The organism is Streptomyces coelicoflavus (assembly GCF_003112555.1).
GTDB lineage: Bacteria > Actinomycetota > Actinomycetes > Streptomycetales > Streptomycetaceae > Streptomyces > Streptomyces coelicoflavus.
Genome location: NZ_BEWB01000004.1, coordinates 317,526 through 344,441 on the forward strand (window position 1 = coordinate 317,526; position 26,916 = coordinate 344,441).

The window sequence follows — 26,916 nt, forward strand, 5'->3', positions numbered from 1 at the left end:
TATGACACCACCGCCCACCCCCGCGACCCACCAGGCGCCCGTCACCGTACGTGTGTTCACCCAGCGGTTCAGTTCCACCCCCCGTGGAGCACGCCTCGCCCGCCGGCTTGCCCTGCACCAGCTCGACACCTGGGGCGTCCCGCACGGCAGTGAGGCGTCCGACACCGCCGCTCTGCTCGTCGCGGAACTCGCCGCCAACGCCGTCACGCACGGCCGGGTGCCCGGCCGTGACTTCGAGGTCACCGTCAAGCTCCTCGGCCGGACCCTGCGCATCGAGGTCTCCGACACCCGAGGTGAGCTCCGGCCCCCGGCTCCCGGCGTCGCCCGCCCCGAAACGGAGCCGCTCGCGGAGAACGGCCGGGGCATGCTCCTCGTGGAGGCGCTCGCCGACCGGTGGGACGTACTCGACCGCGTCCCCGTCGGCAAGACGGTCGTCGCCGAGCTGGACCTGTCGCGCTGACAGACGGGAAGGCCCGTCTATAGGCTGGACCAGTACGGCATCGGGCGGCTGCGGAGGGCGACGGGGAGCATGGCGGACCTGGAGGGCAGTGCCGACGGCCGGGGCGCCGGGCGGGACCGGTCGGCGGGGAGCCGCGGGTACGCCGTCGCGGCGGACGTCGACGACCCGGACGCGCTCTTCCTACCGCTGGGCGCACCCCTCGAGATCGGGTCCGACGGCCGGCCGACCGGTGTGGAGCTTGAGCTGCCCGCCGACGAGGAGGACGAGAGCTACACCGACGCCGACGGCATCTCCGCCCCCTTCCGGCCCGACAGCATCAAGATCCACACCGAGACCACCACCGTGGACCTGCTGCTGTCCCGGCTGCGGGAGGGCATGATCGACCTGGCGCCGGACTTCCAGCGCCGGGCCGGGGTCTGGAAGGACCGAGACCAGAGCAGGCTGATCGAGTCGCTGCTGCTGCGCATCCCGATCTCCAACTTCCACATGGCCCAGGACGGCGACGACAAGTGGGCCGTGGTGGACGGAGTGCAGCGGCTCACCGCCATCGCGCGGTTCATGGAGCCTGGGCTCACCGGACTGGGGCCGCTCACCCTCCGGGGCCTGGACTACCTCTGGAACTTCCACGGCAGCACGTACCAGGACCTGACCGGCCGGCTGAAGATCCGGCTGCGCGAGACCCAGTTGACGGTCCACATCATGCAGCAGGGTACCCCGGAGGTCGTCAAGCACAACGTGTTCTCCCGGATCAACACCACGGGCCTGCCGCTGACACCGCAGGAGCTGAGGCACGCGCTGGTGCGGGGAGTGGTCCGGGAGTACCTCGCGGACCTCGCCGAAGACCCGGCGTTCGGCGAGGCCACACGGTGGAGCGTGTCCAACGAGCGGATGGCCGACCGGGAGATGGTGCTGCGCTTCCTCGCCTTCCGCCTGAGCAATCCGGCCGAGCACACGGCGAAGGACTTCGACCAGTTCCTCACCAGCACCATGTACGACGTCAACGCCCTCACGGAGGAGCGGCGGAAGCAACTGGCACGGGAGTTCCGGGTGGCCATGCGGTGCGCGCGGGAGCTGTTCGACGAGCATGCCTTCCGCAAGTGGCGTGGCGGTAAGCGCAGTTCTCCCGCCATCAACAAGGCACTGTTCGAGACGATCTCCGTCCATCTGGCACTTCTCGACGATCACGAGCGGGCCAGGCTGGTAGCGTCGCGCATGACGGTGCGCTCCAGGTTCGTCGAGCTCATGGACGACTGGGACTTTGACCGGTCGATCTCCGTGGGCACCGGGGACCCGGCGAGGATCCGCACCCGCTTCCAGCACGTGGCACGACTGTTCCGAGGGGTGGCCGAACAGTGATCGACCGACTGACGCTGCGCAACTTCAAGGCGTTCCAGGACATGTCACTGCCCCTGGGCCTCCTCACCCTCCTCACCGGACTGAATTCGTCCGGCAAGAGCAGCGTCCTCCAGTCGATCGCACTGCTGCGCCAGTCGTACGAGACGGGCAGCCTGGAGATCTCCAGGCACCGGCCTGAAGCACAGAGCCCTGACCTCCGTCTGGACCGCCCCAACCAGGGCTTCCTGCTCAACGGAGAACTCGTGGGCCTCGGCACCGGGGACGACGTTCTGCACGAGGACTTCGCGGGAGACAAGGCGCGGATCGGTCTCGGCGTCGACGAGGGACCGTACCGCTACGGCTGGACCGTCGGATACGAACTCGAGCAGAACCTGCTGCCCCTGTTGGACGTGGACCTGCCGTCCACCTCGGAGGGAGTCGCCGCGCCCACAGGGCCCGAGGCTGTGGCTCCCTCGTTCCTCACCGCGCCCTTCCAGTACCTGCACGCCGACCGAATCTCGCCCGCCGAGTTCTACCCGCGCGACCATTACGCGGTCATCGGCCGCGGCTTCCTCGGCGTACGCGGCGAACACACCGTCAACTTCCTGCGCCATCACGCCCGGGACGAGGTGCCCGAGGGACCCCTGCATCACCCGAAGGCCGCATCCGACCTCCTGATCGACCAGGCCACCGCCTGGATGGGCGACCTGTGCCCGGGCGTGGACATCCAGGCGCACGCCATCGAGGGCGCCGACGCCGTGCGCCTCTCGTACGGCTTCCAGGGCGCGCTCGGCCCCACCCGGCGCCGCCGTCCCAGCAACGTCGGCTTCGGCCTCACCTACGTCCTGCCGATCGTGGTGGCCTGCCTCTCGGCCCGTCCCGGCTCCCTGGTGCTCCTGGAGAACCCCGAGGCGCACCTGCATCCGCAGGGTCAGACGCAGATGGCCACGCTGGCCGCAGCGACCGCCGCGCAGGGCGCGCAAGTGATCATGGAGTCGCACAGCGACCACGTCATCAACGGCGTGCGGCTCGCCGTCAAGCAGGGACGGATCACCCCTGCGCAGGCGGTGTTCCACTACTTCCGCGGCGACGGAACCGGCGTGGAGGTCGTCACCCCTCGGGTCGACTCGGACGGCATGCTCGACCAGTGGCCCACTGGGTTCTTCGACGAGCTGGAGAACACGCTCGACCAGCTCATCGGCTGACACACCCGCCTGGGGAGGCGGGGCAGCGCACACCATCGCGGAGGGGGAGACGTGCCGCAGCTGTTCCTGAACGAGAAGTCCTGCGAGACGACGGCGGACCCGGACCGGGTCAACCGCGCCATGACCGAGCTGGTGAAGGCTATCGTCGCGGTCGCGAGGGTGGACCGGCCAGGCACGGTGCTGGTAGCCCGGGAGCCCGTGAACGCCTTACGGCTGGCGAAGGATCATCCCATCGCCAAGTGGGTCGGGAGTCCGGGGGCCAAGGAGCTGTGGCAGCGGCTGCTGCTGATGCAGACCAAGTACCCGCACGAGGACGTCTACCCCGACGGGGAGACCTTCTCCGACGTCGCCTACAGCCACGAGGGCGTACCGGTGACCGGACTCGGCGCCGCGCACCTGATGGGCGGCGCCGGTGTGTCCCTGCTGCTGGAGCCCCGCTGGAACGCGGACCGGGTTTTCCTCCGACGGGAAGAGCTCCTCGACGAGGAGGACGGCGGATCGGCGTTCTCTGAGGTCGAGGTCCCGCACGCCGCCACCCGCGAGCACGTCGACACGCACCTGCCCTGGATCCGAGAGGAGACGCAGGCCGCACTGCGCGACAACCTGAGCGGCATCCGCACCGGAGCCGAGCTGTGGGAACAGTGCCCGGACCTCTTCCCTCACCTGTCTTTCCTGCCGCACGTCGAAGAGCAGCTGCGGGGCCTGAAACAGTACTGGGTCCACCCGGTCCGCAAGCGCCTCGCGGAGATGGACCGCGCGATCCAGCTCTGGGACGCCGCGGGCGGCCTCGACGAGCCGCAGTGGGGTTCGTTCGTGACACCGGAACACCCGACCCGCAAGCGTGACTACTGCGAGTTCACCGACATCGACGGCACGCAGCAGTACTTCGACACCCACCTGCGCTTCACGCCCGGCGCGGGGCGGCTGCACTTCCGGTTCCTGAAGGCCACCCGCAGGGTGCACATCGCCCATATCGGACACAAGCTCGGCAGCTGAGGCGGCCGGAGCCCGCCCGGCCGCCCCGGCTAACGTAGGCCCCTGACCGGCCGCCCGCCGGAACCATCCGCACCAAGGAGGACCGCGCGTGCGTCCCACTCTCGCCGCCGACCAGGTACGGGCCAGCCTGAGCCAGTACCTCGCGACGACGTACGCGCTGGCCGACGAGAGCACCCGCCGCGCCCTGGAGAACTTCCTGGGCGACCCCGAGGACGGCATCTTCCGCGGCCCCTACCTCCGCGTCCGTACCCCCTTCCGCACCGCCGTCGGCACGGACTGGAAGCGGCATCTGACCTGGCACCCCGAGCTGACCCCGTACCGGCACCAGGAAGCCGCCTGGGAGCGGCTGTCTACCCTGCACGGCACGGCCCGGCCCACCCTCGTCACCACCGGCACCGGATCCGGCAAGACCGAGTCGTTCCTGGTCCCGATCCTCGACCACTGCTACCGCCAGCGGCTGGCCGGGCAGGAGGGCGTCAAGGCGATCCTGCTCTACCCGATGAACGCCCTGGCCACCGACCAGGCCCACCGCATCGGCAAGCGGCTGAACGACCCGAAGGACACCCGGCTGCGGGAGGCCGGGGTGGGCGCCGGGCTCTACATCGGGGACCGGCCGTCGCAGGAGTTCAAGCAGGCCAATCCGGCGATCACCGTGGACCGGGACGAGATCCGGCGGACCATGCCGGACATCCTGATCACCAACTACAAGATGCTCGACCTGCTCCTGCAACGGCCCGAGGACCAGCGGCTGTGGCAGGACTCGGCGCTCGCCTACGTCGTCCTCGACGAGTTCCACACCTACGACGGCGCCCAGGGCACGGACGTCGCCATGCTGCTGCGCCGCCTCGGCTCGGTCACCGGGCTCGCCGAACCCGGACGGCCACTGGGGCCGGTCTGCCCCGTCGCCACGTCGGCCACCCTCGGCGAGAACGGCACCGGCGCCACCGACAGCGGCGCGCGGGGCGCGGCGGCCCGCCCCGGCGGCGGCCCCGGCATGCTGGAAGTCGCCGAGCAGGTCTTCGGCGTGCCGTTCCCGCCCGACGCGGTCGTCGGGGAGGACCGGCGCTCCACCAAGGACTTCACCGGCGAGAGCGACTTCAGCCTGCCGTTCCCCTCGCCCCAAGAGGTCGCCGGACTCGGCGACCCCACCCGCGACGCGGGCGCGATGGACGACCTCGTCACCGCCTTCACCGGGCTGAGCGGGCCGAGCCCGGAGGATCTCGGGGCCGTGCTGCGCCGGCACCGGCTGACCGCCGCCGTCCTCGAGATTCTCGACGGCACGCCCAGGACGATCGCCGAGATCACCGAGGTGCTGCCCCGCTACGCCTACCACTGGGGCATGGCCGTGCAGCAGCAGCCGCGGGTCGCCGCCCAGGGCCTGGCCCGGTACATCGCCCTCCTCTCGTACGCCCGAGACCCGGACCACCCCGGACGGCCGCTGCTGTCCATCGAGATCCACCACTGGGTACGCTCGGTCTCCCGTGTGCTGCGGGGCATCAGCGCCGCCCGCGCCGAGTTCCGCTGGGACGACGAACGGGTGACCTCCGGCGGTGCGCTGACCCGCAAGGACCCCGGCCCGGCCGCCCAGCCGTCCCCGTACGACGGGGAGGGACCCGCCGTACCCCTCGACGCCGCCGAGCAGGCCGCCGTACCGGCCGACGACAGCGCGCCCCCGCCCGCCGAGGTTTTTCTGCCGGCCGTGTTCTGCCGCGAGTGCGGACGGTCCGGCTGGGCCGCGTACTCGCCCGAGGTAGACCCCGCCGAGCTCGAACTGAACGCCACGAAGATCCGCCGCGCCTCCGTCGGCCGGGACAAGCGTCGGGTGCGCAACATGATCGCCGCGACTTCGCGAGAGGTGCACGAGGCCGCCTTCGGGGCGGGGGCGGAGCGTCGGCGCGGCGGCCCCTCCGTCATGGTGCTGGAGGGCCACGGCGGGCGGCTTCGGCCCCTGTCACCCGACGCCGACTTCACCGCCCCGACGGACGGCGAGGGACCGCGCCGACCACGCACCCTTCACAACGCCGCGTTCGTCCACGCCGACCTCGACGGCGACCGGGCCGCCGAACGCGACCAGTGCCCCGCCTGCCGCACCTTCAACTCCGTCCGCTACCTCGGCACCGGCCTCGCCGCGCTCGCCGCCGCCGCCGTCACCCAGCTCTTCACCGGCGGCGAACTCGACAAGAACCTGGGGGAGGACAAGACCCTCCTCTTCAACGACTCCGTACAGGACGCCGCCCACCGCGCCGGATACGTCGCCAGCCGCTCGTACACCTTCTCGCTCCGTGCTCTGCTCGCCAGCCGCATCGACGAGGACGAGCCGATCACGCTGAACGACCTGGCCGCCGACCTGATGGCGGACGTCGTCGACAGCAAGGCCGTACAGGCCGCCGTCATCCCACCCGACCTGCACCTGGTCAGGGGTGTGGACACGCTGCTCTCCGGCCGCAGCCGCGGCTCCCGGCCCACCTGGGAACTGATCGCGCAACGCCTGGCGTTCGCCACCGTGATGGAGTTCGGCCTGCGCTCCAGGCAGGGCCGCACCCTGGAACTGACCCGCACCGTCGCCGCCGACGTGCCCCTCCAGGACCCCGACGCCGTGGCGGAACTCGTACGGGAGACACTCCTCACCACGCCGGGAGAGATCGCCCTGCCCGACGGGTCCGTGCCCGGATACAACCGGCATATCGGCTTCGTCCGGGGTCTGTTGGAGCGCATGCGCATCCGGGGAGCTGTCCGGCACGCCTGGCTGGACCCCTGGCTGGACCAGGCCGGGGTCCGTCGATGGGCGATCTGGGGCGGACGCGAGAACGGGATGCCCGCCTTCCCCCGGGGGGTCTCCGCGCCCGCCTTCCTGCTGGGCAGCCCCAAGCAGGGCAGCGAGGATTTCGACGTCCTCACCGGACGGCTCGGCTGGTACCAGGACTGGGCCGTACGCTCCCTGGGCCTGCGCCCGGAGGCCGCCGCCACGTTCCTGAGTCGGCTGCTGCCTGCGCTCGCCGAGGTCGGTGTCGTCTCCGCGCGCACCGCGCTCGACGGTGCCACCCGCGTCTACGGACTCCAGCCCGGCCACATCCGGGTGCGCAGACTCGCCGACGACACGCTGCCCGACGCCACCGCGCACTGCCCGCGCTGCTTCTGGGAACAGACCATCCACCCCGACCTGGCCGGCCAGTGGCACGGTCAGCCCTGCCCCCGCTACCGCTGCGGCGGCACTCTCGGCACCGGCCGCGACCTGGACAGCGGACTGAGGCAACGGGACTACACCGACGACTTCTACCGGCGCATGTACCGCGAGGCCGGCGTCTTCACCATCAACACCGCCGAACACACCGGCACCCTCAGCCGCGCCCGGCGCGAGGCGGTCGAGAAGGCCTTCCGCGACGGCACCCGCGTCCACTACGCCAACCCGCAGGTCCTGTCCTGCACCCCCACCCTCGAACTCGGCATCGATATCGGCGACCTCTCGGCGGTCGTCCTCGCCTCACTGCCCAAGGGACCGGCCAACTACATCCAGCGGGTGGGCCGCGCGGGCCGCTCCACCGGCAACGCCTACCTGCTCACCATGGTCGACCGGGGGCCGCGCGACCGCTACTACCTCGAAGAACCCCGCCTCATGATCGCCGGGGAGGTCCGGCCGCCCGGCTGCTACCTGTCCGCGGCCGAGATCCTGCGCCGACAGTACCTTGCCCACCTCCTCGACCTCGCCGGCGCCGGACGGCTGACCGCCCCCGACGGGACACCGCTGCGCCCGCTGCCCGGGCGGGCCACCGAACTGTTCGGCGCCTCCGCCTGGCAGGCCGACTTCACCGAGGCCGCGCTGGCCGACGGCGAACGACTCGTCCGGGGCTTCCTGGACCTGTTCCCCCCGTACGACGAGAGCCGCGGCACGGGCGTCAGCCCGCAGGCCCGTACCGCCCTCACCGCCTACGCCACCGACCCCGGCGAGGAGGGACTGGCCGGCGCTCTGGTCGCCGCGTGCAGGCGCTGGGAGGAGCGCCGCGCGGACCTCCAGCGCCGCACCGAGGCCATCGACCGGGCGCACGGGCTGCTCGTCGCCGGCGACCCCGACCACGCACGGCAGGGGCGCGAGTTGCGGGCCGAGCGGCGCGAGGTAGGCCGCATCTCCCGGGAGATCAGCCGTACCACCGCGCACGGCGCCCTGGTCGACCTCGGCCTGCTGCCGAACTACAGCCTCATCGACTCGGCCACCGAGCTGGAGGCCACCCTCACCTGGACCGAGAAGACCGCCGACGGCGGCCGAGAGAACCACAGCAAGACCCTCCGCCACAGCCGCCCCGCCCGCCTCGCCCTCACCGAGTTCGCGCCCGGCAACCACTACTACGTCCAGGGTTACAAGCACCGCGTCACCGGAGTGGACATCGGCGGGCCCGGCCGTCCCGCCTGGCTCTGGTGGCGGGTGTGCCCCGACTGCGGCCACGTCCGCACCCACCTTGCCGAGGACGACGCGTCCTCCTGCCCCCGCTGCCGGTCCGCGGCCATCGGCGACGTCGGCTGCCTGCACAAGGTGCTCGTGCCGCGCCGCGTCACCTCCCGGGACGAACGCGACGACGTCCGCGTCCGCGACGACAGAGACGAACGGGAGCGGCGCCACTACACCGTCGTCCCCGCCGTGGACATCGACGCCGACGACGTCGAACAGGCCTGGAAACACGAACACGCCACCTTCGGCTGGGAGTTCACCCGGCAGGCGCACGTCCGGCACCTCAATGTCGGCGCCGCCCGCGTGGACGGCGGTGCGGACACCGCCTTCGCCGGACAGGAGGTCCGCCTCAACCCCTTCTGGGTCTGCGACGCCTGCGGCTACGCCGACCCGGACGGCGGACCCGCCGCGCACGACGCCGGCGACTCCTCGGCACACGCCAAGTACCACCGGCCGTGGTGCCCCAGACGGCGCGCCGGAGCCGACGCCGTACGACGCGGCGAGCGGGTGCTGCTCGCCTACGAACTGCGCACCGACGCACTGCGCATCCTCATCCCCGCCGTCACCGCCCACACCCGGGAACGGCTCGCGTCCTTCAAGGCGCTGCTGCTGGCCGGCATCGCCCGCAGCTACGGCGGCGACCCCGACCATCTCGCGGTCGTCACCGACTCCATGCCCGAGGAACGCGGTGAGACCCCGCTCCGCCGCCACTTCCTCGTCCTGTACGACACGCTCCCCGGCGGCACCGGCTACCTGCACCGCCTCGCCGGCCGGGAGGGCCTCAAGGGCGTCCTGGACGAAGCCCGGCAGGTCATCGAGACGTGCGTGTGCGTCGGCCAGGGCCGGCCCGCGTGCCACCGCTGCCTGCTGCGGCACGTCACCGACGGCGAGTACGAACTCGTCTCCCGCGAGCACGCCCTCGACATGCTCGGCGACCTGTTCGGTCGCACCGCGGACCACTGGAGCGTCGGACCGGTGGCCACCGCTCGAGACATCACCCTGGTGCACCAGGTGGAGAGCGAGCTGGAGGCACTCTTCCGGCGCGGGCTGCTCGAATGGGCTGAGCGCGTGGACGACGTCAGCGTCCGCACCGCTCTCACCCCCGACGGCACCCGGGACACGACCCTGCGCTTCACCGCGCCCGACGGCACCGTCCGCGGCTGGCAGATGGAAACCCAGACCCCGCTCGACTACACCCGGCCGGACGTGGTCTTCCGCAGCACCGACGACGACCACCGGGTAGCCGTCTACCTCGACGGCTACCGCTACCACGCGAGTCCCGAGCACCTCACCGCCGAGGTCGACGCCGTCAAGCGCGCCAGGTTGCGCGCGGAGGGCTGGCAGGTCTTCCAGCTCACCTGGGACGACGTACAGGCCTGGACCGGCCGGACCACGCCCCGGGCCGACCCGCCGTGGAAGCCGTATCCGAACACCGCGCAGCAGACAGCCATGGACGTCCACCGGCGCATGCACGCCGGAGACACCCGCGACCTGCCGAGGCTGGTGTGGGCCAACCCGGTCGAGACGCTCATCGGCTACCTCACCGACCCCGACCCCGACGCCTGGCGGCGCCGCACCCAGAGCGCCCTCGCGGGCTTCGCCGCCGTGTCGGCGACCAGCAGGGCCCTGGCCGCCGGCAAGGAGACCGGGCGCAGGATCAGCGAGGCGCTGCACGGTCACCGGCTGGCCCAGGGACAGGGCGCCGTCCAGGTCATGGCGACGCGGGACGCCTCGGGGTGCCCGCTCACCATCGCGCTCGACCTGCGCGGGGGCCAGAGCGCGGCTGCCTGGACGGCGCTGACCGTCCTCGACGACAGCGCGGACACGGTCAACGCCGACGAGACCGCCCACCGCAGACGCTGGCAGGCGTGGCTTTACTGGAGCAACCTGCTTCAGTTCCTCGACGCCGGGGAGGGCGACGGGGTCCAGCTCACGACCGGCATGCTCCCCGCGTTCGACCCGGCCGAGCTGGCGGTCACCGGCGGCGCTGGATGGCTCAGCTCACGGCGGCACCGGCAGGAATCTGTTCCGGATGGACGGCAGCCGATCGCCGGATCGCAGTCGGTCCTCGGGCGGCAGCCGGTCGCGGAGGGGCAGGGCTCCGAGGAGGCTCCGGCCGCCGTGCGCGACCCCGCCTGGGACGAAGTCATCGAGTACCTCGTCGACGAGCCGGGCCTGCTGGCCCTCACCAGGGCGCTCGCCGACCGGGGCCTGCCCGCCCCGGAGGCCGGCTACGAACTGGGAACGGCCGCCTGGCCCGCCGAACTCGCCTGGCCCGGCCCCCGCGTGGGCATCGTCCTCGCGCACCGACCGGACCCCGCCACCCGACGCGACATCGACGCCGAACAACGGGACCGGGCCTACCGGGACGCGGGCTGGCAGGTCCGTACCGCGGTGGAATGGGACCTCGACGAACTCGCCGCGCTGGCCGGCCACGACGCGGACAGAGCAACGCACGACCACGAGGAGAACGAGCGATGACGGTCACCGGCGCGCCGAGGACGGGCGTGACGCTGCGCCTGCTGGACAAGGCCGACAAGGAGATCGTCAAACTGGACCGCGCGGTCCTCGGGGCGTTCTACAAGTTCCAGCACGACTTCCGCCGCAACCCCGACGCCGGCGGATTCAACCTCAAGCAGCTGGAAGGCCACGACCGTCTCTGGTCGGCACGCGTCAACCGCGAGTGGCGGGCCCTGATGATTCGCCTCGGCGGTGACGACTGGCTGCTCGTCTCGGTCAAGCACCGCAGCCACGTCCACAAGAACCTGGACCGGCTCAACTACGGCATCAACCACATCACCGGCGCCATCGAATACGTCGACCTCCAGGTCGTCGAGGAGAGCGTGCTGCGCCGCGGACTCACCCCGCCCGCCGCTCCAGTCCCGGCTCCGACGCCCGTGCCCGCTCCCGAACCGGCCCCTCCGAAGCCGTTGGAGGAGCCGGAAGAACCCCTCTTCGGGACTTACACCGACGAGCAGCTCGCCGATCTCGGCGTCGCCGAACCGCTCATCCCCATCGTCCGGAAACTCACCACGGACGACGAACTGCTCGGCCTCGCCGAGTACGCGCCCCGCCACACCGGGGAGGTCCTCCTCCGGCTGCGCGACGGTGCTTCCTACGAAACGGTCATGGACGAGGTTACCGCGCCCGTCGCGGTCGAAGAGCCGGAGAGCAACCTCGACCCCGCCGACTGGCAGGCAGCCGTCGACCGCTCACAGACCGTGGCGATCACCGACGACGAGTTCCTGCAGAGCATCCTGGAGGAAGGCGACTTCGGGCGCTGGAAGATCTTCCTCCACCCCACCCAGGAGAAGCTGGTCCACCGGCGCTACTCCGGCCCGGCCCGGGTCGGTGGTGGCCCGGGAACGGGCAAGACCATCGTCGCCCTCCACCGTGTCTGCCATCTGGTGCGACAGCTCCCACCAGGCCACACCAAGCCTGTCCTGTTCACCACGTTCAATCGGAACCTTGCCGCCGACCTCCGCTCCCGGCTCCTCTCCCTCGGCGGACCCGACGTACTGGCCAGGGTCGACATCGCGCACGTCGACCAACTCGCCACCCGCATCGTCAGCGAGGCCGACCCGGGCAACGCAAAGCGGCGCATCGACGACACGGCGGCGCTCCGCGAGTGGCGAGACCTGCTGGTGGAGGCGGGAGAGACCCGCTGGAGCGCCGAGTTCCTCAGCGACGAATGGAACCAGGTCATCCTCGGCCAGGCCGTGGCCTCCCGGAGCGACTACTTCACCGTGCGGCGCGCCGGCAGGGGGCGCAGCGTCACCCGCGCCGAGCGCGCCGGCATCTGGCAACTCGCCGAACGCTTCACGCAACGGCTGGAGACCAAGGGGCTGGAGACCCACCGCCAGGTCGCCGAACGGGCGGCGCGCCTGGAGATGGCCCGCAGGGCGAGGATCGACAGACGGTCACAGGAACGCGAGGACCGCGGCGGCCTGGACAACCTCCACGTCGAGGCCGGCTCCGGCGCCCGACTGCGCCATCGGTACCGGCACATCGTGGTCGACGAGGCCCAGGACCTCAGCGCCGCCCACTGGAAGATGCTGCGCTCCATGGCGCCGTCCGAGGCCGACGACATCTTCCTCGTGGGCGACACGCACCAGCGGATCTACGACAACCAGGTCACCCTCGGCAGCCTCGGTGTCCACATCCGCGGCCGGTCCTCCCGGCTGACCCTCAGCTATCGCACGACCCGGGAGATCCTCCGCGACGCGATCCGGGTGCTGGGCGACGCCGACTACGACGACCTGGACGGTGACAGCGACACCCTCGCCGGGTACCGCTCGGTCCTGCACGGCCCGGCTCCGTCGTTGCGCGGTGCGCGGAGCTGGGACGAGGAGATGGACCTCGTCGTGGAACAGCTGCGGGCCTGGCAAGACGTGCCCCGCGAGTCCACGGCGATCTGCGTCCCGACCAACGACATGGTCACCCAGCTCGCCGAACGCCTCACCCGGCGCGGCATCACCCCGACCGAGATCACGCAGGACGGGCCGCGCGGTGATCAGGGCGTCCACATTGGCACCATGTACCGCTTCAAGGGACTGGAGTACCGCTGCCTGATCATCGCCGGGGTGGCCGAGGGCCTCGTCCCCCGCACCTCCGTGGACACGTGGGAGCACACCGACCCGAGCCGCCATCGGCGAGAGCTGCACCGGGCGCGCTCGCTGCTCTTCGTCGCGGCCACCCGCGCCCGTGACGCCCTTGCCATCACCTGGCACGGAGAACCGAGTCGCTTCCTGGCGCCGTTGCTCCCGCATCGAAACGGTACCTGAGGCGCACGCTCGACCAGGCGCGGCCGCTGTAGCTACATCCGGTGGCTGGCTGAGGTCCTGGATCTGGAGATTACGAGAAGCCTGCTGTATGAGGCTGACTTCGATTTCCGATGCAGGCAGCCTGACGCCCGGGGCCGAGGCTCGGGAACGCGAAAAGTACCGTCGACGGTACAGACGTTCACCCTCTGTGCGGAGACTCTGATACTCGATGCGAGGAGGCGGCTCGATGGGATGGATAGCCGTGGGGTGCGGGGCCATCTTGGCGTTGGGCGTGATGGCTCTCGTCCGTGCCTGGAGTTCGTGACTGTTGTGAGAGGCGCGAGGCGGGCCACTCGCCGTTGAGACCCGTGCATGTGCGCGTGTTCCGGGCAGTCGCGAGTTGGGGCCTGGGCGCCAACTATGCCCATGTCTCGCAGTCCTCACCAGTGGCACGCCTTGCGGTCACACCACCTCGTGAATCGCCCTCACAGTCATCCAACGAAAGATCGCGATCACATCTGCCGGAGCCGCGTGTGCAGCCCCGGCATGTGCCGTGCAACTCGTCCGCCTCCGGCAGACGTCGTCGGAGCTTCTCCGGTACAGCGCGAGACCCTCGGCAACCGCGTCCGCATTTCCTCGGCCCGGCCCGAAAGTCCCTGAGAAGTCCCACAGACGAAGCGGAGACCCTTCCCGTCCCGCATTTCTGCAGTTCAGGGCGGGTTCAACGCTACTCTCTTCTCAGAGTTTTCAGATGTCCCGGAAGATCTCGATCTGCGCCCCGATCGAGTTCAGCCGCTCCGCGAGGTCCTCGTAACCGCGGTTGATGACGTACACGTTGCGCAGTACCGACGTGCCCTCGGCCGCCATCATCGCCAGGAGGACGACCACGGCGGGGCGCAGGGCCGGCGGGCACATCATCTCGGCGGCGCGCCAGCGGGTGGGGCCCTCGACCAGGACGCGGTGGGGGTCCAGGAGCTGGAGGCGGCCGCCCAGGCGGTTCAGGTCGGTGAGGTAGATGGCGCGGTTGTCGTAGACCCAGTCGTGGATGAGGGTCTGACCCTGGGCCGAGGCCGCGATGGCCGCGAAGAAGGGGACGTTGTCGATGTTCAGGCCCGGGAAGGGCATCGGGTGGATCTTGTCGATCGGCGCTTCGAGCTTGGAGGGGCGGACGGTCAGGTCCACCAGGCGGGTTCGGCCGTTGTCGGCGAAGTACTCCGGCGTGCGGTCGTGGTCGAGGCCCATCTCCTCCAGGACCGCCAGCTCGATCTCCAGGAACTCGATCGGGACCCGGCGCACCGTCAGCTCCGACTCCGTGACCACCGCGGCGGCCAGCAGGCTCATCGCCTCGACCGGGTCCTCGGAGGGGGAGTAGTCCACGTCGGCGTCGATGACCGGCATGCCGTGCACGGTGAGGGTGGTGGTGCCGATGCCCTCGACGCGGACGCCCAGGGCCTCGAGGAAGAAGCAGAGGTCCTGGACCATGTAGTTGGACGAGGCGTTGCGGATGACGGTGACGCCGTCGTGGCGGGCGGCGGCCAGGAGGGCGTTCTCCGTCACCGTGTCGCCGCGCTCGGTCAGGACGATCGGGCGGTCCGGGCGCACCGTGCGGTCGACCACCGCGTGGTAGTGGCCCTCGGTCGCGGCGACGTCCAGGCCGAAGCGGCGCAGCGCGATCATGTGCGGCTCGATGGTGCGGGTGCCGAGGTCGCAGCCGCCGGCGTAGGGCAGCCGGAAGCGGTCCATGCGGTGCAGCAGCGGGCCGAGGAACATGATGATGGAGCGGGTGCGGACGGCGGCCTCGGCGTCGATGGCCTCCATGTCCAGCTCGGACGGCGGCACGATCTCCAGGTCGGTGCCGTCGTTGATCCAGCGGGTGCGCACGCCGATGGAGTTGAGCACCTCCAGGAGGCGGTAGACCTCCTCGATGCGGGCGACCCGGCGCAGCACCGTGCGCCCCTTGTTGAGCAGCGAGGCGCACAGCAGGGCCACGCAGGCGTTCTTGCTGGTCTTGACGTCGATGGCGCCGGACAGGCGACGGCCGCCGACCACGCGCAGGTGCATCGGACCCGCGTACCCCAGGGAGACGATCTCGCTGTCCAGCGCTTCGCCGATACGGGCGATCATCTCAAGGCTGATGTTCTGGTTGCCGCGCTCGATGCGGTTGACGGCGCTCTGACTGGTGTTGAGCGCCTCCGCAAGCTGTGACTGCGTCCAGCCGCGGTGCTGCCGGGCGTCACGGATGAGTCGGCCGATGCGTACGAGGTAGTCGTCTGCCATGGGGTTGAGGCTATCTCAGATATGAGATCGCACATCTCGGGGGGTCCGTTCGGGTGACGCGGGGTCAAACCTCCCTCGTCGGAGGTTCGGAGAATCGGCGGTGCCGGTTCGCCGTGGTGCGGCGTCGGCCGAAAGGTCCCGGCAAATCCATCGATGTCGTACGACGTCCGGCTTGCTGTCGGTGAGGGCGCCGCATCGGATACCCCCGTCCGGCGTAGTCATGGCCGTACGGGTCACCCGGGGTGGGGCGTACGCCACACGGCGCCCGGACATGACCGGGCCGCCCCTATGTACTAGAGTTATCTCGACATCGAGATATCTGCCGAGGCGTGCCGCAGCCACACGCTGCTGTCGGTCCGACGGTAAGGGTTACCTAACTTAGCCTTACCTTAGCGGATCGGCCAAGAGGGCGTGGCGGCGGGATGCGGTGGTACGCGCACATAAATGAAGGAGACTGTCGTGTCGGCGAACAGCTTCGACGCCCGCAGCACACTGCAGGTGGGCGACGAGTCGTACGAGATCTTCCGGCTGGACAAGGTCGAGGGCTCCGCGCGCCTTCCCTACAGCCTGAAGGTGCTGCTGGAAAACCTGCTCCGCACCGAGGACGGCGCGAACATCACCGCCGACCACATCCGCGCCCTCGGGGGCTGGGACTCGCAGGCCCAGCCGTCGCAGGAGATCCAGTTCACGCCGGCCCGCGTGATCATGCAGGACTTCACCGGTGTGCCCTGTGTCGTCGACCTCGCCACCATGCGTGAGGCCGTCAAGGAGCTCGGCGGCGACGCGAACAAGATCAACCCGCTCTCTCCGGCCGAGATGGTCATCGACCACTCCGTCATCGCCGACAAGTTCGGCACCAACGACGCCTTCAAGCAGAACGTCGACCTGGAGTACGGCCGCAACCGCGAGCGCTACCAGTTCCTGCGCTGGGGCCAGACCGCCTTCGACGACTTCAAGGTCGTCCCGCCGGGCACCGGCATCGTCCACCAGGTGAACATCGAGCACCTGGCCCGCGTCGTCATGACCCGTGACGGCAAGGCCTACCCCGACACCCTGGTCGGCACCGACTCGCACACCACCATGGTCAACGGCCTCGGCGTCCTCGGCTGGGGCGTCGGCGGCATCGAGGCCGAGGCCGCGATGCTCGGCCAGCCGGTCTCCATGCTGATCCCGCGCGTCGTCGGCTTCAAGCTCACCGGCGAGCTGACCCCCGGCACCACCGCCACCGACCTGGTGCTGACCATCACCGAAATGCTGCGCAAGCACGGTGTCGTCGGCAAGTTCGTCGAGTTCTACGGCGAGGGCGTGGCCGCCACCAGCCTCGCCAACCGCGCCACCATCGGCAACATGTCGCCGGAGTTCGGCTCCACCGCCGCGATCTTCCCGATCGACGACGAGACGCTGAACTACATGCGCCTGACCGGCCGCAGCGAGCAGCAGGTCGCCCTGGTCGAGGCGTACGCCAAGGAGCAGGGCCTCTGGCTGGACCCGAAGGCCGAGCCGGACTTCTCCGAGAAGCTGGAGCTGGACCTCTCCACGGTCGTCCCCTCCATCGCCGGCCCGAAGCGCCCGCAGGACCGCATCGTCCTCGCGAACGCCGCCCAGCAGTTCAAGTCGGACGTCCTCAACTACGTGGACGTCGTCGACGAGGCGGGCAAGGAGTCCTTCCCGGCCTCCGACTCCCCGGCCGTCACCCCGAACGGCGCCCCGTCCAACCCGGTCCCGGTGACCGCCCCCGACGGCACGACCTACGAGCTGGACCACGGTGCGGTGACCGTCGCGGCCATCACCTCCTGCACCAACACCTCCAACCCGTACGTCATGGTCGCCGCCGCCCTGGTGGCCAAGAAGGCGGTCGAGAAGGGCCTGACCCGCAAGCCGTGGGTCAAGACCACCCTCGCCCCGGGCTCCAAGGTCGTCACCGACTACTTCGAGAAGGCGGGCCTGACCCCCTACCTCGACAAGGTCGGCTTCAACCTGGTCGGCTACGGCTGCACCACCTGCATCGGCAACTCCGGCCCGCTGCCGGACGAGGTCTCCAAGGCCGTCAACGACCACGACCTCGCCGTCACCTCGGTGCTCTCCGGCAACCGCAACTTCGAGGGCCGGATCAACCCCGACGTCAAGATGAACTACCTGGCGTCTCCGCCGCTGGTCGTCGCGTACGCGCTCGCGGGCTCCATGAAGGTGGACATCACCAAGGACGCCCTGGGCGCCGACCAGGACGGCAACCCGGTCTTCCTCAAGGACATCTGGCCCTCCGAGGCCGAGGTGAACGACGTCGTCGCCAACGCCATCGGCGAGGACATGTTCTCCAAGTCCTACAGCGACGTCTTCGCGGGCGACGCCCAGTGGCAGGCGCTGTCCATCCCGACCGGCGACACCTTCGAGTGGGACGCCGAGTCCACCTACGTGCGCAAGCCCCCGTACTTCGAGGGCATGGGCATGGAGCCGGCCCCGGTCGAGGACATCTCCGGTGCCCGGGTGCTCGCCAAGCTGGGCGACTCGGTGACGACGGACCACATCTCGCCCGCCGGTGCCATCAAGGCCGACACCCCGGCCGGCAAGTACCTGACGGAGCACGGCGTCGAGCGCCGCGACTTCAACAGCTACGGCTCGCGCCGCGGCAACCACGAGATCATGATCCGCGGCACCTTCGCCAACATCCGCCTGCGCAACCAGATCGCGCCGGGCACCGAGGGCGGCTACACCCGCGACTTCACGCAGGACGGCGGCCCGGTGTCGTTCATCTACGACGCCTCCCGCAACTACATCGAGCAGAACATCCCGCTCGTCGTCCTGGCCGGCAAGGAGTACGGCTCCGGCTCGTCCCGCGACTGGGCCGCCAAGGGCACCGCGCTCCTCGGCGTCAAGGCCGTCATCGCCGAGTCGTACGAGCGCATCCACCGCTCGAACCTCATCGGCATGGGCGTCCTGCCGCTGCAGTTCCCGGAGGGCCGCACCGCCGAGTCCCTCGGCCTGACCGGCGAGGAGTCCTTCTCCGTCTCCGGCGTGACCGAGCTGAACGACGGCACCACCCCGCGCACGGTGAAGGTCACCACCGACACCGGCGTCGAGTTCGACGCGGTCGTCCGCATCGACACCCCGGGTGAGGCGGACTACTACCGCAACGGCGGCATCCTGCAGTACGTGCTGCGCAGCCTGATCCGCAAGTAGGCGGCGGCGCACAACGGTTGAGGGCCGCATCCCCGGTGACGGGGGTGCGGCCCTCGCGCTTGCCTTCTAGAAGGCAGTGCTCACGGCTTTAGAACAGGATGCGGTACGTGTTCCAGCCGCCGCTGCCGATCTTCACCCGGGACTTGTACGGGGAGGCGGCGTTGCCGGTGCCCTTGTACAGGTACAGCGCGCCGTTCTTGTCGCGCGCGACCAGGTCCGTGATGCCGTCGATGTCGATGTCGCCGACAGAGAGGATGTTGTTGTACGTGTTCCAGCCCCCGCCGATGCGGGTGCGGGACGTGAACGGCGCCTTGTAGTTGCCGGTGCCCTTGTAGAGCCACAGCACGCCGGACGAGTCCTTGGCGACGATGTCGTTCTTGCCGTCACCGGTCAGGTCTCCCTGTCCGGCGATGTGGGTGTAGGCGTTCCACCCGCCGCCGACCCGGTAGCGCTGGGTCAGCTTGCCGTTGCCGTAGCCGAGGTACAGCCACAGCACGCCGGACTTGTCCCGCGCCAGCAGGTCGTCGGCGGCGGCGCCACCGAGGTCGCCGGTCGAGAGGAGCCGGTCGTAGATGTTCCAGCCGTTGCCGACGAGAAGCTGCTGGTCGGTGCCCCACTGGGTGTAGTAGAGCTGGCTGCCGGTGACGTCCCAGATACCGTCCGAGAAGCCGTCGGCGTCGTGGTCGACCTGGGTGATGAAGCGCGAGTTCTGCCAGCCGTAGCCGTTGTCGACGCGGGACTCCAGGCCGCCATCACCGTTGGGCACGTAGGCCCACATGTCGCCGGCCGAGTCCACGCCGTACAGGCCGTTGATCGGTGCGTAGTCCTCCTCGGCGGAGGTGCTGAACTTCGAGGCGTCGGACGCCTTCACATCGACGGGAGCCTTCGACGCGGAACGTCCAGGTCCGTCCGCGGCGACGGCGCTGCTCGCACCGGTCGCCACCAGTGCGGCGGTGAGCGCCGCAGCCGTGGCACGCGCCAGGGCGCGACGCGTGTTCAGGCCGGAGCTTTTGGCCACGTGGGTCCTCCATATGGTCATGCGGAAGGGATCGGGTGCCGGGATCGGGCACAGCATGATCCCGATAACTCCGTGATCCTTACACATGGCTTTTACATGTCAATCGGATTACATGAAATTGATACGGGAAGGAGCCGCAAACGCACCGAAAGGGCAAGGAAGTTGCCTTAGTCGGTCGCCCAGACCCCTGCCAGCCACCCCAGTTGACGCCGCACATGTACCGCGTCCCCGCCCTCGTGCCCGTTGAAGGGGTAGGCGTGGATCTCCTTGCGGGGCTCCGCGCCGGACAGCTCTCCGTACCGGTTGAAGGCGGCGTACGCCCCGCTCGGCGGGCACACCGTGTCGCGCAGGCCCACGCCGAAGTGGGCCGGCGCCTGGGCGCGGCGGGCGAAGGAGGCGCCCTCCAGGTAGGAGAGGGTGCGGTAGGCGGCGCGCTCGGCGCCCCGGTGCACCGACAGGTACGCGGCGATCTCGCCGTAGGGCCCCGCGTCCGTGAGGTCGAGGGCGCGTCGGATGCCGCACAGCAGGGGCGCGGAGACCAGGACGGCCGCCAGGTCCGGCACCAGGCCCGCGACCGCCAGCGCCAGCCCGCCCCCCTGGCTGTTGCCGACGGCCGCGACGCGCGCCGGGTCCACGCCGGGCAGTGCCCGCACCGCGGCGACCGCGCGTACGGCGTCGGTGATCAGACGTCGGTAGTGGTGGTCGTGCGGGTCGAGCAGCCCCCGTGCCGCCGGGCCGGGGCCGCCGGGTGCGTCCGCGTGCGGGTCCGGGGTGTCGCCGCCGCAGCCGTACTGGTCGCCCTGGCCCCGGTTGTCCATCAGCAGATGCGCGTACCCGGCGGCCACCCAGGTCAGCCGCTCGTGGGGCAGGCCGCGTCCGCGCCCGTACCCGGCGTACTCGACGACCGCGGGCAGGGGCTCTTCCGGCCCGCCCGCCCCGGCGGGTCTGCTGAACCAGGCGCGCACCGGGTCGCCCCCGAAGCCCCGGAAGGTCACGTCCCAGGTCCGCGTCAGCCGCAGTCCCGTCTCCACCGGGTGCGCCGACACCAGGAATTCGCCGGGCGGTGACCCGGTGAGGGTGGCGTGCCAGAAGGCGTCGAAGTCCTCGGGTTCGTCGAGGTCCGGACGGTGGTGTGCCAGTTCCGTCGGCGGCAGGTCGAAGGCGGGCACGGCGGCACCTCGCAGCGGGCTCGGGAAGGACGGGACAGCGATCGGACGACCGATCGTTGCGGTGCAGGTCCAGAAAGGTGCGGTCGACGGTAACAGCTCCGCGCGACTCTTCCCAGGTGTCGACCGGCCGTCCCGCCCAGGGTTCACCGTGCCCTGCGCGGTCTGCGAATCAGGCATGCACAGGTCATTGACACCGCTTTCTTCGTAGCTCTAGGTTGCCGCGAAGTTACCGACGGAGGACCGAATGTTTCGGTCTTCCGTATCCCACGGGGAGGCCGACTCATGAGCACCTCCACCGCGCCGCCCGGCTGGCGGCGTGCGCTGCGCCGCGACTGGCAGCTGTACTCACTGGCCCTGCTGCCGCTGCTGTTCTTCCTGGTCTTCCGCTATCTGCCGATGATCGGCAACGTGATCGCGTTCCGCCGCTTCGAACCCGGCGGGTCGATCCTGGGGGAGCAGTGGGTCGGGCTGCGCTACGTGGAGATGTTCCTCAGCGACCCCACCTTCTGGCAGGTCTTCCGCAACACCCTGTGGATCGGCGGCCTCACCCTCGTCTTCTGCTTCCCCATCCCCATCGTGCTCGCGCTGCTCCTCAACGAGGTGCGCACGCGGGCGCTGAAGCGGTTCGTGCAGTCGGTGTCGTACCTGCCGCACTTCCTGTCGATCGTGATCGTCGCCGGCATCACCCTGCAGATGCTCGCCACCGACGGCCCGGTCAACCACGTGCTCGGCTGGTTCGGTCAGGACCCGGTCCGGTTCATCCAGGAACCCGAGTGGTTCCGCACCATCTACGTGGGCTCGGAGATCTGGCAGACCGCCGGCTGGGGCACCATCCTCTACCTGACCGCGCTCACCACGATCGACGACGACCTCTACGAGGCGGCCCGCATCGACGGCGCGAACCGCTGGCGGCAGATCTGGCACGTCACCCTGCCCGGCATCCGGCCCACCATGATCACGCTGCTGATCCTCAACATCGGCACCTTCCTGGCGGTCGGCTTCGAGAAGATCCTGCTCCTCTACAACCCGCTGACCTACGAGACGGGTGACGTGATCTCCACCTACCTCTACCGCACCGGCGTGGAGTCCAACAGCTTCAGCTACGCCGCCGCCATCGGTCTGTTCGAGGCCGTCATCGGCCTGGTGCTGATCACCACGGCCAACCTGCTCTCGCGCCGCACGGTGGGGACCAGCCTGTGGTGAGCGTCGACCGGCCCACCCGCGGCTACCGCGTCTTCCAGGGCGTCAACGGGCTGATCCTCACCGGCGTCGTGGTGGTGACCCTCTACCCGTTCCTCAACATCGTCGCCCGCTCCTTCAGCGGGGAGCGGCAGATCCGGGCCGGCGAGGTGACGCTGTGGCCCAAGGGCTTCAACCTCACCACGTACGAGATCGTCTTCCAGGACGGCACCTTCTGGCGCAACTACGGCAACACCGTCTTCTACACGGTCGTCTCCACCGCCATCGCCATGGTCCTGACGACCTGCTACGCCTACGTCCTGTCCAAGAAGCACCTCAAGGGGCGCGGAGTCCTCGTCGGCATCGCCGTGTTCACCATGTTCTTCTCCGGCGGGCTCATCCCCACCTACGTGCTGATCACCAGCCTCGACCTGAAGAACACCGTGTGGGCGCTGGCCCTCCCGAACGCGATCAGTGTCTTCAACCTGCTGGTGATGAAGGCCTTCTTCGAGAGCCTGCCGGACGAACTCGAGGAGGCCGCCCAGATCGACGGCCTGAACACGTACGGCATCCTGTTCCGGATCGTGCTGCCGCTGTCCAAGGCGGTCGTCGCGACCATGGTGCTGTTCTACTCGGTGTCCTTCTGGAACTCCTGGTTCGGCGCCTTCCTCTACATGGACCGCATCGAGCTGATGCCGGTCACCGTCTATCTGCGCAACCTCATCGCGGGCGCCACCGGGGGCACCGCCGCCGGCGCGGGCACCGAGCAGCTCACCCAGGTCGCGGCCAACATCCAGGCCGTCACCATCGTGCTCACCGCCCTGCCCATCCTCTGCGTGTACCCGTTCGTCCAGCGCTACTTCGTGTCGGGCGTGATGCTCGGCGCCGTCAAGGGCTGAGTCCCAGCCACACCGAGGGAGCAACCGTGAAGAACGCAGCACCCCTTTCCCGGCGGCAGGTCCTGGCGGCCGCGGGCTTCGCCGGTCTCGCCGCGCTGACCGGCTGCGGCAGCGGCGACGACGGCGGGGACTCCAAGGACCTGTCGAAGAAGCGAGACGGTGCGATGAAGGAGTACCGGACCGGCCAGCGGTTCAAGGCCGCCAAGCCGCTCAGCTTCTCGCTGCTGCACCTCAGCAACCCCAACTACCCGCCGAAGGACGACTGGCTGCTCTGGAAGGAGCTCGACAAGCGCACCGGCGTCACCTTCGAGCGCACCGACGTGCCGCTCAGCGACTACGAGAAGAAGCGCAGCCTGCTCATCGGCGCGGGCGACGCCCCGCTGCTCCTGCCCAAGACCTACCCCGGGCAGGAGACCCCCTTCGTGGCGTCGGGTTCCGTCCTCGCCGTCAGCGACTACGTGGAACTGATGCCCAACTTCCGCGACAAGGTGCGCCGATGGAAGCTGACGCCGGAGGTGGACTCCCTGCGCCAGTCCGACGGCAAGTACTACCTGCTGCCCGGGATGCACGAGCGGGCCAAGGCCAACTACTCCCTCGCGCTGCGCACCGACGTCCTCGGCAGGCTGGGCCTGAAGCCGCCCTCCACCCTGGAGGAGACGGCCGAGGTCTTCCGGGCGCTCAAGTCGGAGTACCCCGGCAGCCACCCCTTCTCCGACCGCTGGAACCAGCCCGAGCCGGGCGGCGCCCTGCTCGGCTACATCGGCCAGGCCCACGGCGTCCGGGCCGGCTGGTCGTACCTGAACACCAGTTGGGACGCGAAGGCCGGGGCGTTCGTCTTCACCGGCGCGACGGACGGCTACCGGCAGATGATCGAGTACCTGCGCGGGCTCGTCGACGAGAAGCTGGTGGACCCCGAGGGCTTCACCCAGAGCGACGACGAGGCGGTCAAGAAGCTGCTCTCCGAGAAGTCCTTCGCGATCAGCGCCAACCCGCAGGAGCTGGTGCAGAACTACCGGTACAACCTCCAGCGGCAGGTCGAGGGCGCGAAGATCGAGATGGTCCCCGTCCCGCTCGGACCGGCGGGCCCCGTGGTGCTCGGCGGCTCCCGCCTGGAGAACGGCATGATGATCTCCAGCGACGCCCTGGACCGCGACGACTTCGTCGCCCTGATGCAGTTCGTGGACTGGCTCTGGTACTCCGACGAGGGCCAGAAGTTCACCAAGTGGGGTGTCGAGGGCGTCACCTACAGCGAGTCCGGCGGCGGCTACCGGGTCGCCGACGGCATCAGCCTCATGGGCTCCGACCCGGACGCACCCAAGGACCTCCAGAAGGACTACGGCTTCTACAACGGCGTCTTCTCCTACGGCGGCAGCTGGGAGCTGGTCTCCTCCGCCTTCAGTCCCGACGAGAAGAAGTTCCAGGAGGTCATGTCGCGGCGCGAACAACTCCCCGTCGACCCGGCCCACCCCCTCCAGTCCGTGGAGCAGGAACAGGCCACCCTCTGGGACACGCCCCTCAAGGACCACGTCCGGCAGAACACCCTCCGGTTCATCCTCGGCAAGCGCCCCATGTCGGAATGGGACGCCTACCTGACCGAGCTGAAGGCCAAGAACATGGACCGGCTGGTCGACGTGCACAACAAGGCCCACGAGCGGTTCAGGAAGGAGCAGGGGTGACCCGCGTCCACGTCCCCGCCGAGGCGGCCGGAGCCCTTCCCGACGCCTGGCGCACCTGCGTCGGCACCGGCCGCCTCGACCTCGCCCTGCGCCGCGACCACCAGGACTCCCTCGCCCTGCTCCAGCACGAGATCGGCTTCCGGTACGTCCGCGGCCACGGCCTGTTCAGCGACGGCATGGCCGTCCACCGCCCCTACACCCACCGGGGCACCCGGTACGTCCACCACTCCTTCACTCACGTCGACCAGGTCGTCGACGCGTGGCTGGCGGCAGGCGTCCGTCCCTTCCTCGAACTCGGCTTCATGCCGGGCGGCCTGGCGAGCGGCGAGCAGACGGTCTTCTGGTGGCGCGGCAACGTCACCCCGCCCCGCGACCTCGCCGAGTGGACGGCGCTCGTCCAGGCGACGCTCGCCCACCTCGTCGACCGCTACGGCCTCGACGAGGTGCGCACCTGGCCCGTCGAGGTCTGGAACGAACCCGACCTGCCCGACTTCTGGCAGCACGCGGACCAGGACGCCTACCACCGCCTCTACGAGGCCACCGCGCACGCCGTGAAGGAGGTGGACGCTGAACTCCAGGTGGGTGGCCCGGCGGTGTCGCCCGGGGCCGGGCCCGACTGGCTGGAGCGGTTCGCCGCGTTCACCGAACGCCGGGACGTCCCCGTCGACTTCGTCTCCCGCCACGCCTACAGCTCCGGGCCCGCCCAGCACGTCCCCTTCGGCGTGCACCAGACGCTCGCCCCGGCCGGGAAGCTGCTCGACCAGTTCGCCGAGCCCCGCCGCACCCTCAAGGGCACCCGGCTCGCGGACGCGCCCGTGCACATCACCGAGTTCAACTCCTCCTACCGGCCCGACAACCACGTCCACGACACCGCCTTCCACGCCGCCTACCTCGCCCCGGTCCTGGCGGGCGGCGGCGACCTCGTCGACTCCTTCTCGTACTGGACGTTCAGCGACGTCTTCGAGGAGGCCGGCGTCCCCACCGCCCTGTTCCACGGCGGCTTCGGGCTGCTCACCCACCGGCAGGTCAGGAAGCCCACCTTCCACCTGTACGCCTTCCTGGCCCGGATGGGCCCCGACCTGCTGACCCGCGGCGACGACCACCTCGTCACCCGGCACCCGGACGGCCGGGTCACCGTGCTGGCCTGGGCGCCCGTCGACCCGACCGGCGCCGCCCCCGGGCCGGAGGCGCACGTACTGCGGCTGTCCGTGCCGGTCGGCGCACAGGACGCGGCCGGTGGACGGGGCGAGGCGTTCGTCCGGCGCCTGAGCGTGGACGAGGAGCACGGCAACGCGTACACCGCCTGGCGCCGCATGGGCAGCCCGCGCTCGCCCCACCCCCACCGGCTCGACGTCCTCCACGAGGCCGCCGAGCCCGCCCGCACCCACCGGAGGCTGCCGATCGAGGACGGCCGGGTCGACCTGCCCCTCACCCTCGCCCGGCACGAGGTCACCTTCGCCGAACTGAGCCCCGTCGAGGACGAGACCCCCACCTGGTGGGACGAGCGCCGCCTGCTCGGCCGGGACCCGCAGCTCGGCCGGAACCCGGAGCCGGGCCGGAACCCGGAGCCGGGCCGGGACCCGCAGCCGGGCCGGGACCCGGAGCCGGGCCAGGACCCGGAGTGAGCACCGCGCGCACCGCCGGCTTCGGCACCGGCGTCCTCTCCCGCGCCGCCGCCCTGGTCCACACCCTGCTCACCGTCGAGGCCCTGCTGCTCCTCGCCTCCGCACCCGGCCTCGCCGGTCTCCTCCTGCTCGCCCCCGACCCCGCCAACCTCCCCCTGGCCGCCCTGTGCCTGCTGCCGCTGGGCCCCGCCCTCTCCGCCGCCGTCTACGCCCTGCACCACCGCAGCGCCGACCTCACCGAACTCCACCCGGCCCGCGCCTACACGCGCGGCTGGCGGCTGGGCGCCCTCCCGGCGCTGCGGCTGTGGGCGCCGCTGCTGGCCTGGCTCACCGTCATCGCCTTCACGCTCACCCACTTCGGCGCCACCGGCCTGCCCGGCTGGTGGGCGGCACTGCTCGCACTGGTGGGCGCCGGGTCCCTCCTGTGGGGCGCGCACGCCCTCGTCCTGACCTCCCTGTTCACCTTCCGCGCCCGCGACACCGCCCGCCTCTCCGCGTACTTCCTGCTCCGGCACCCCCGCGCCACCCTCGGCGCGGCCTCGCTGCTGCTCCTGGCCGCCGCCCTGACCGCCCTGCTGACCGAGGCCCTGCCCGCCCTGCTGGCCGCGCCCCTGCTGCTCTCCCTGCTGCACAGCAGCCGGCCGGTGATCGACGAGACCCGGGAGGAGTTCACGGCATGACCGTCAGGCGCGGCGG

15 protein-coding genes are annotated in these 26,916 nt (G+C 70.4%); 12 read left to right on the top strand and 3 right to left on the bottom strand.

The window, feature by feature from the left end:
• Position 1 precedes the first annotated feature (1 nt).
• The 6 genes from Sco07f_RS09835 to Sco07f_RS09860 all read left to right on the top strand — a co-directional run bounded on the left by Sco07f_RS09835 (position 2) and on the right by Sco07f_RS09860 (position 13,221).
• Positions 2-460, top strand: a complete 459-nt coding sequence (locus Sco07f_RS09835; RefSeq protein ID WP_108987581.1) for an ATP-binding protein — start codon at positions 2-4, stop codon at positions 458-460.
• A 69-nt stretch (positions 461-529) separates the two neighbouring features.
• Positions 530-1,816 (top strand): DUF262 domain-containing protein, encoded by a 1,287-nt coding sequence (locus tag Sco07f_RS09840; RefSeq protein ID WP_108987582.1) that lies wholly within the window; start codon positions 530-532, stop codon positions 1,814-1,816.
• Positions 1,813-3,000, top strand: a complete 1,188-nt coding sequence (locus Sco07f_RS09845) for an AAA family ATPase (protein WP_108987583.1) — start codon at positions 1,813-1,815, stop codon at positions 2,998-3,000. The genes Sco07f_RS09840 and Sco07f_RS09845 overlap by 4 nt, the downstream gene beginning before the upstream one ends.
• 51 nt (positions 3,001-3,051) lie before the next feature.
• Positions 3,052-3,996 (top strand): hypothetical protein, encoded by a 945-nt coding sequence (locus tag Sco07f_RS09850; RefSeq protein WP_108987584.1) that lies wholly within the window; start codon positions 3,052-3,054, stop codon positions 3,994-3,996.
• Between the two features lie 88 nt (positions 3,997-4,084).
• A complete protein-coding gene (locus tag Sco07f_RS09855; protein WP_108987585.1) occupies positions 4,085-10,918 on the top strand; it encodes a DEAD/DEAH box helicase in 6,834 nt (2,277 codons plus the stop codon).
• The gene (locus Sco07f_RS09860) at positions 10,915-13,221 is read left to right on the top strand and encodes a UvrD-helicase domain-containing protein (RefSeq protein ID WP_108987586.1); all 2,307 of its coding nucleotides are present in this window, start codon (positions 10,915-10,917) and stop codon (positions 13,219-13,221) included. Before Sco07f_RS09855 ends, Sco07f_RS09860 begins: the two co-directional genes overlap by 4 nt.
• Before the next feature lie 726 nt (positions 13,222-13,947).
• Here the strand turns inward: Sco07f_RS09860 and Sco07f_RS09865 are convergent.
• On the bottom strand, positions 13,948-15,477 hold the full coding sequence (locus tag Sco07f_RS09865; protein WP_007445262.1) for a helix-turn-helix domain-containing protein: 1,530 nt from the start codon (positions 15,475-15,477) through the stop codon (positions 13,948-13,950).
• Positions 15,478-15,936: 459 nt separating this feature from the next.
• On the opposite strand from Sco07f_RS09865, the gene acnA reads away from it, so the two are divergent.
• The gene (acnA, locus tag Sco07f_RS09870; RefSeq protein ID WP_087789217.1) at positions 15,937-18,654 is read left to right on the top strand and encodes an aconitate hydratase AcnA; all 2,718 of its coding nucleotides are present in this window, start codon (positions 15,937-15,939) and stop codon (positions 18,652-18,654) included.
• Positions 18,655-18,742: 88 nt separating this feature from the next.
• Here the strand turns inward: acnA and Sco07f_RS09875 are convergent, their stop codons facing one another.
• Entirely contained in the window at positions 18,743-19,672 is a 930-nt protein-coding gene (locus Sco07f_RS09875) for an FG-GAP repeat domain-containing protein (RefSeq protein ID WP_244942022.1), read from the bottom strand.
• Between the two features lie 167 nt (positions 19,673-19,839).
• The gene (locus Sco07f_RS09880; RefSeq protein WP_108987587.1) at positions 19,840-20,841 is read right to left on the bottom strand and encodes an acetylxylan esterase; all 1,002 of its coding nucleotides are present in this window, start codon (positions 20,839-20,841) and stop codon (positions 19,840-19,842) included.
• 282 nt (positions 20,842-21,123) lie between these two features.
• Here Sco07f_RS09880 and Sco07f_RS09885 point away from each other — a divergent pair, with 282 nt between their 5' ends.
• Genes Sco07f_RS09885 through Sco07f_RS09905 form a run of 5 tightly spaced genes read left to right on the top strand, consistent with a single transcriptional unit; the run spans position 21,124 to position 26,900 of the window.
• On the top strand, positions 21,124-22,044 hold the full coding sequence (locus Sco07f_RS09885; protein ID WP_007445269.1) for an ABC transporter permease: 921 nt from the start codon (positions 21,124-21,126) through the stop codon (positions 22,042-22,044).
• Entirely contained in the window at positions 22,038-22,919 is an 882-nt protein-coding gene (locus Sco07f_RS09890) for a carbohydrate ABC transporter permease (protein WP_007445270.1), read from the top strand. Before Sco07f_RS09885 ends, Sco07f_RS09890 begins: the two co-directional genes overlap by 7 nt.
• A gap of 26 nt (positions 22,920-22,945) precedes the next feature.
• Positions 22,946-24,595 carry an ABC transporter substrate-binding protein gene (locus Sco07f_RS09895; RefSeq protein WP_108987588.1) on the top strand — a complete coding sequence of 550 codons (1,650 nt, stop codon included), beginning with the start codon at positions 22,946-22,948 and terminating at the stop codon, positions 24,593-24,595.
• Positions 24,592-26,220 carry a GH39 family glycosyl hydrolase gene (locus Sco07f_RS09900; RefSeq protein ID WP_244942023.1) on the top strand — a complete coding sequence of 543 codons (1,629 nt, stop codon included), beginning with the start codon at positions 24,592-24,594 and terminating at the stop codon, positions 26,218-26,220. The genes Sco07f_RS09895 and Sco07f_RS09900 overlap by 4 nt, the downstream gene beginning before the upstream one ends.
• Positions 26,217-26,900 carry a hypothetical protein gene (locus tag Sco07f_RS09905; protein WP_108987589.1) on the top strand — a complete coding sequence of 228 codons (684 nt, stop codon included), beginning with the start codon at positions 26,217-26,219 and terminating at the stop codon, positions 26,898-26,900. The genes Sco07f_RS09900 and Sco07f_RS09905 overlap by 4 nt, the downstream gene beginning before the upstream one ends.
• Positions 26,901-26,916 lie beyond the last annotated feature (16 nt).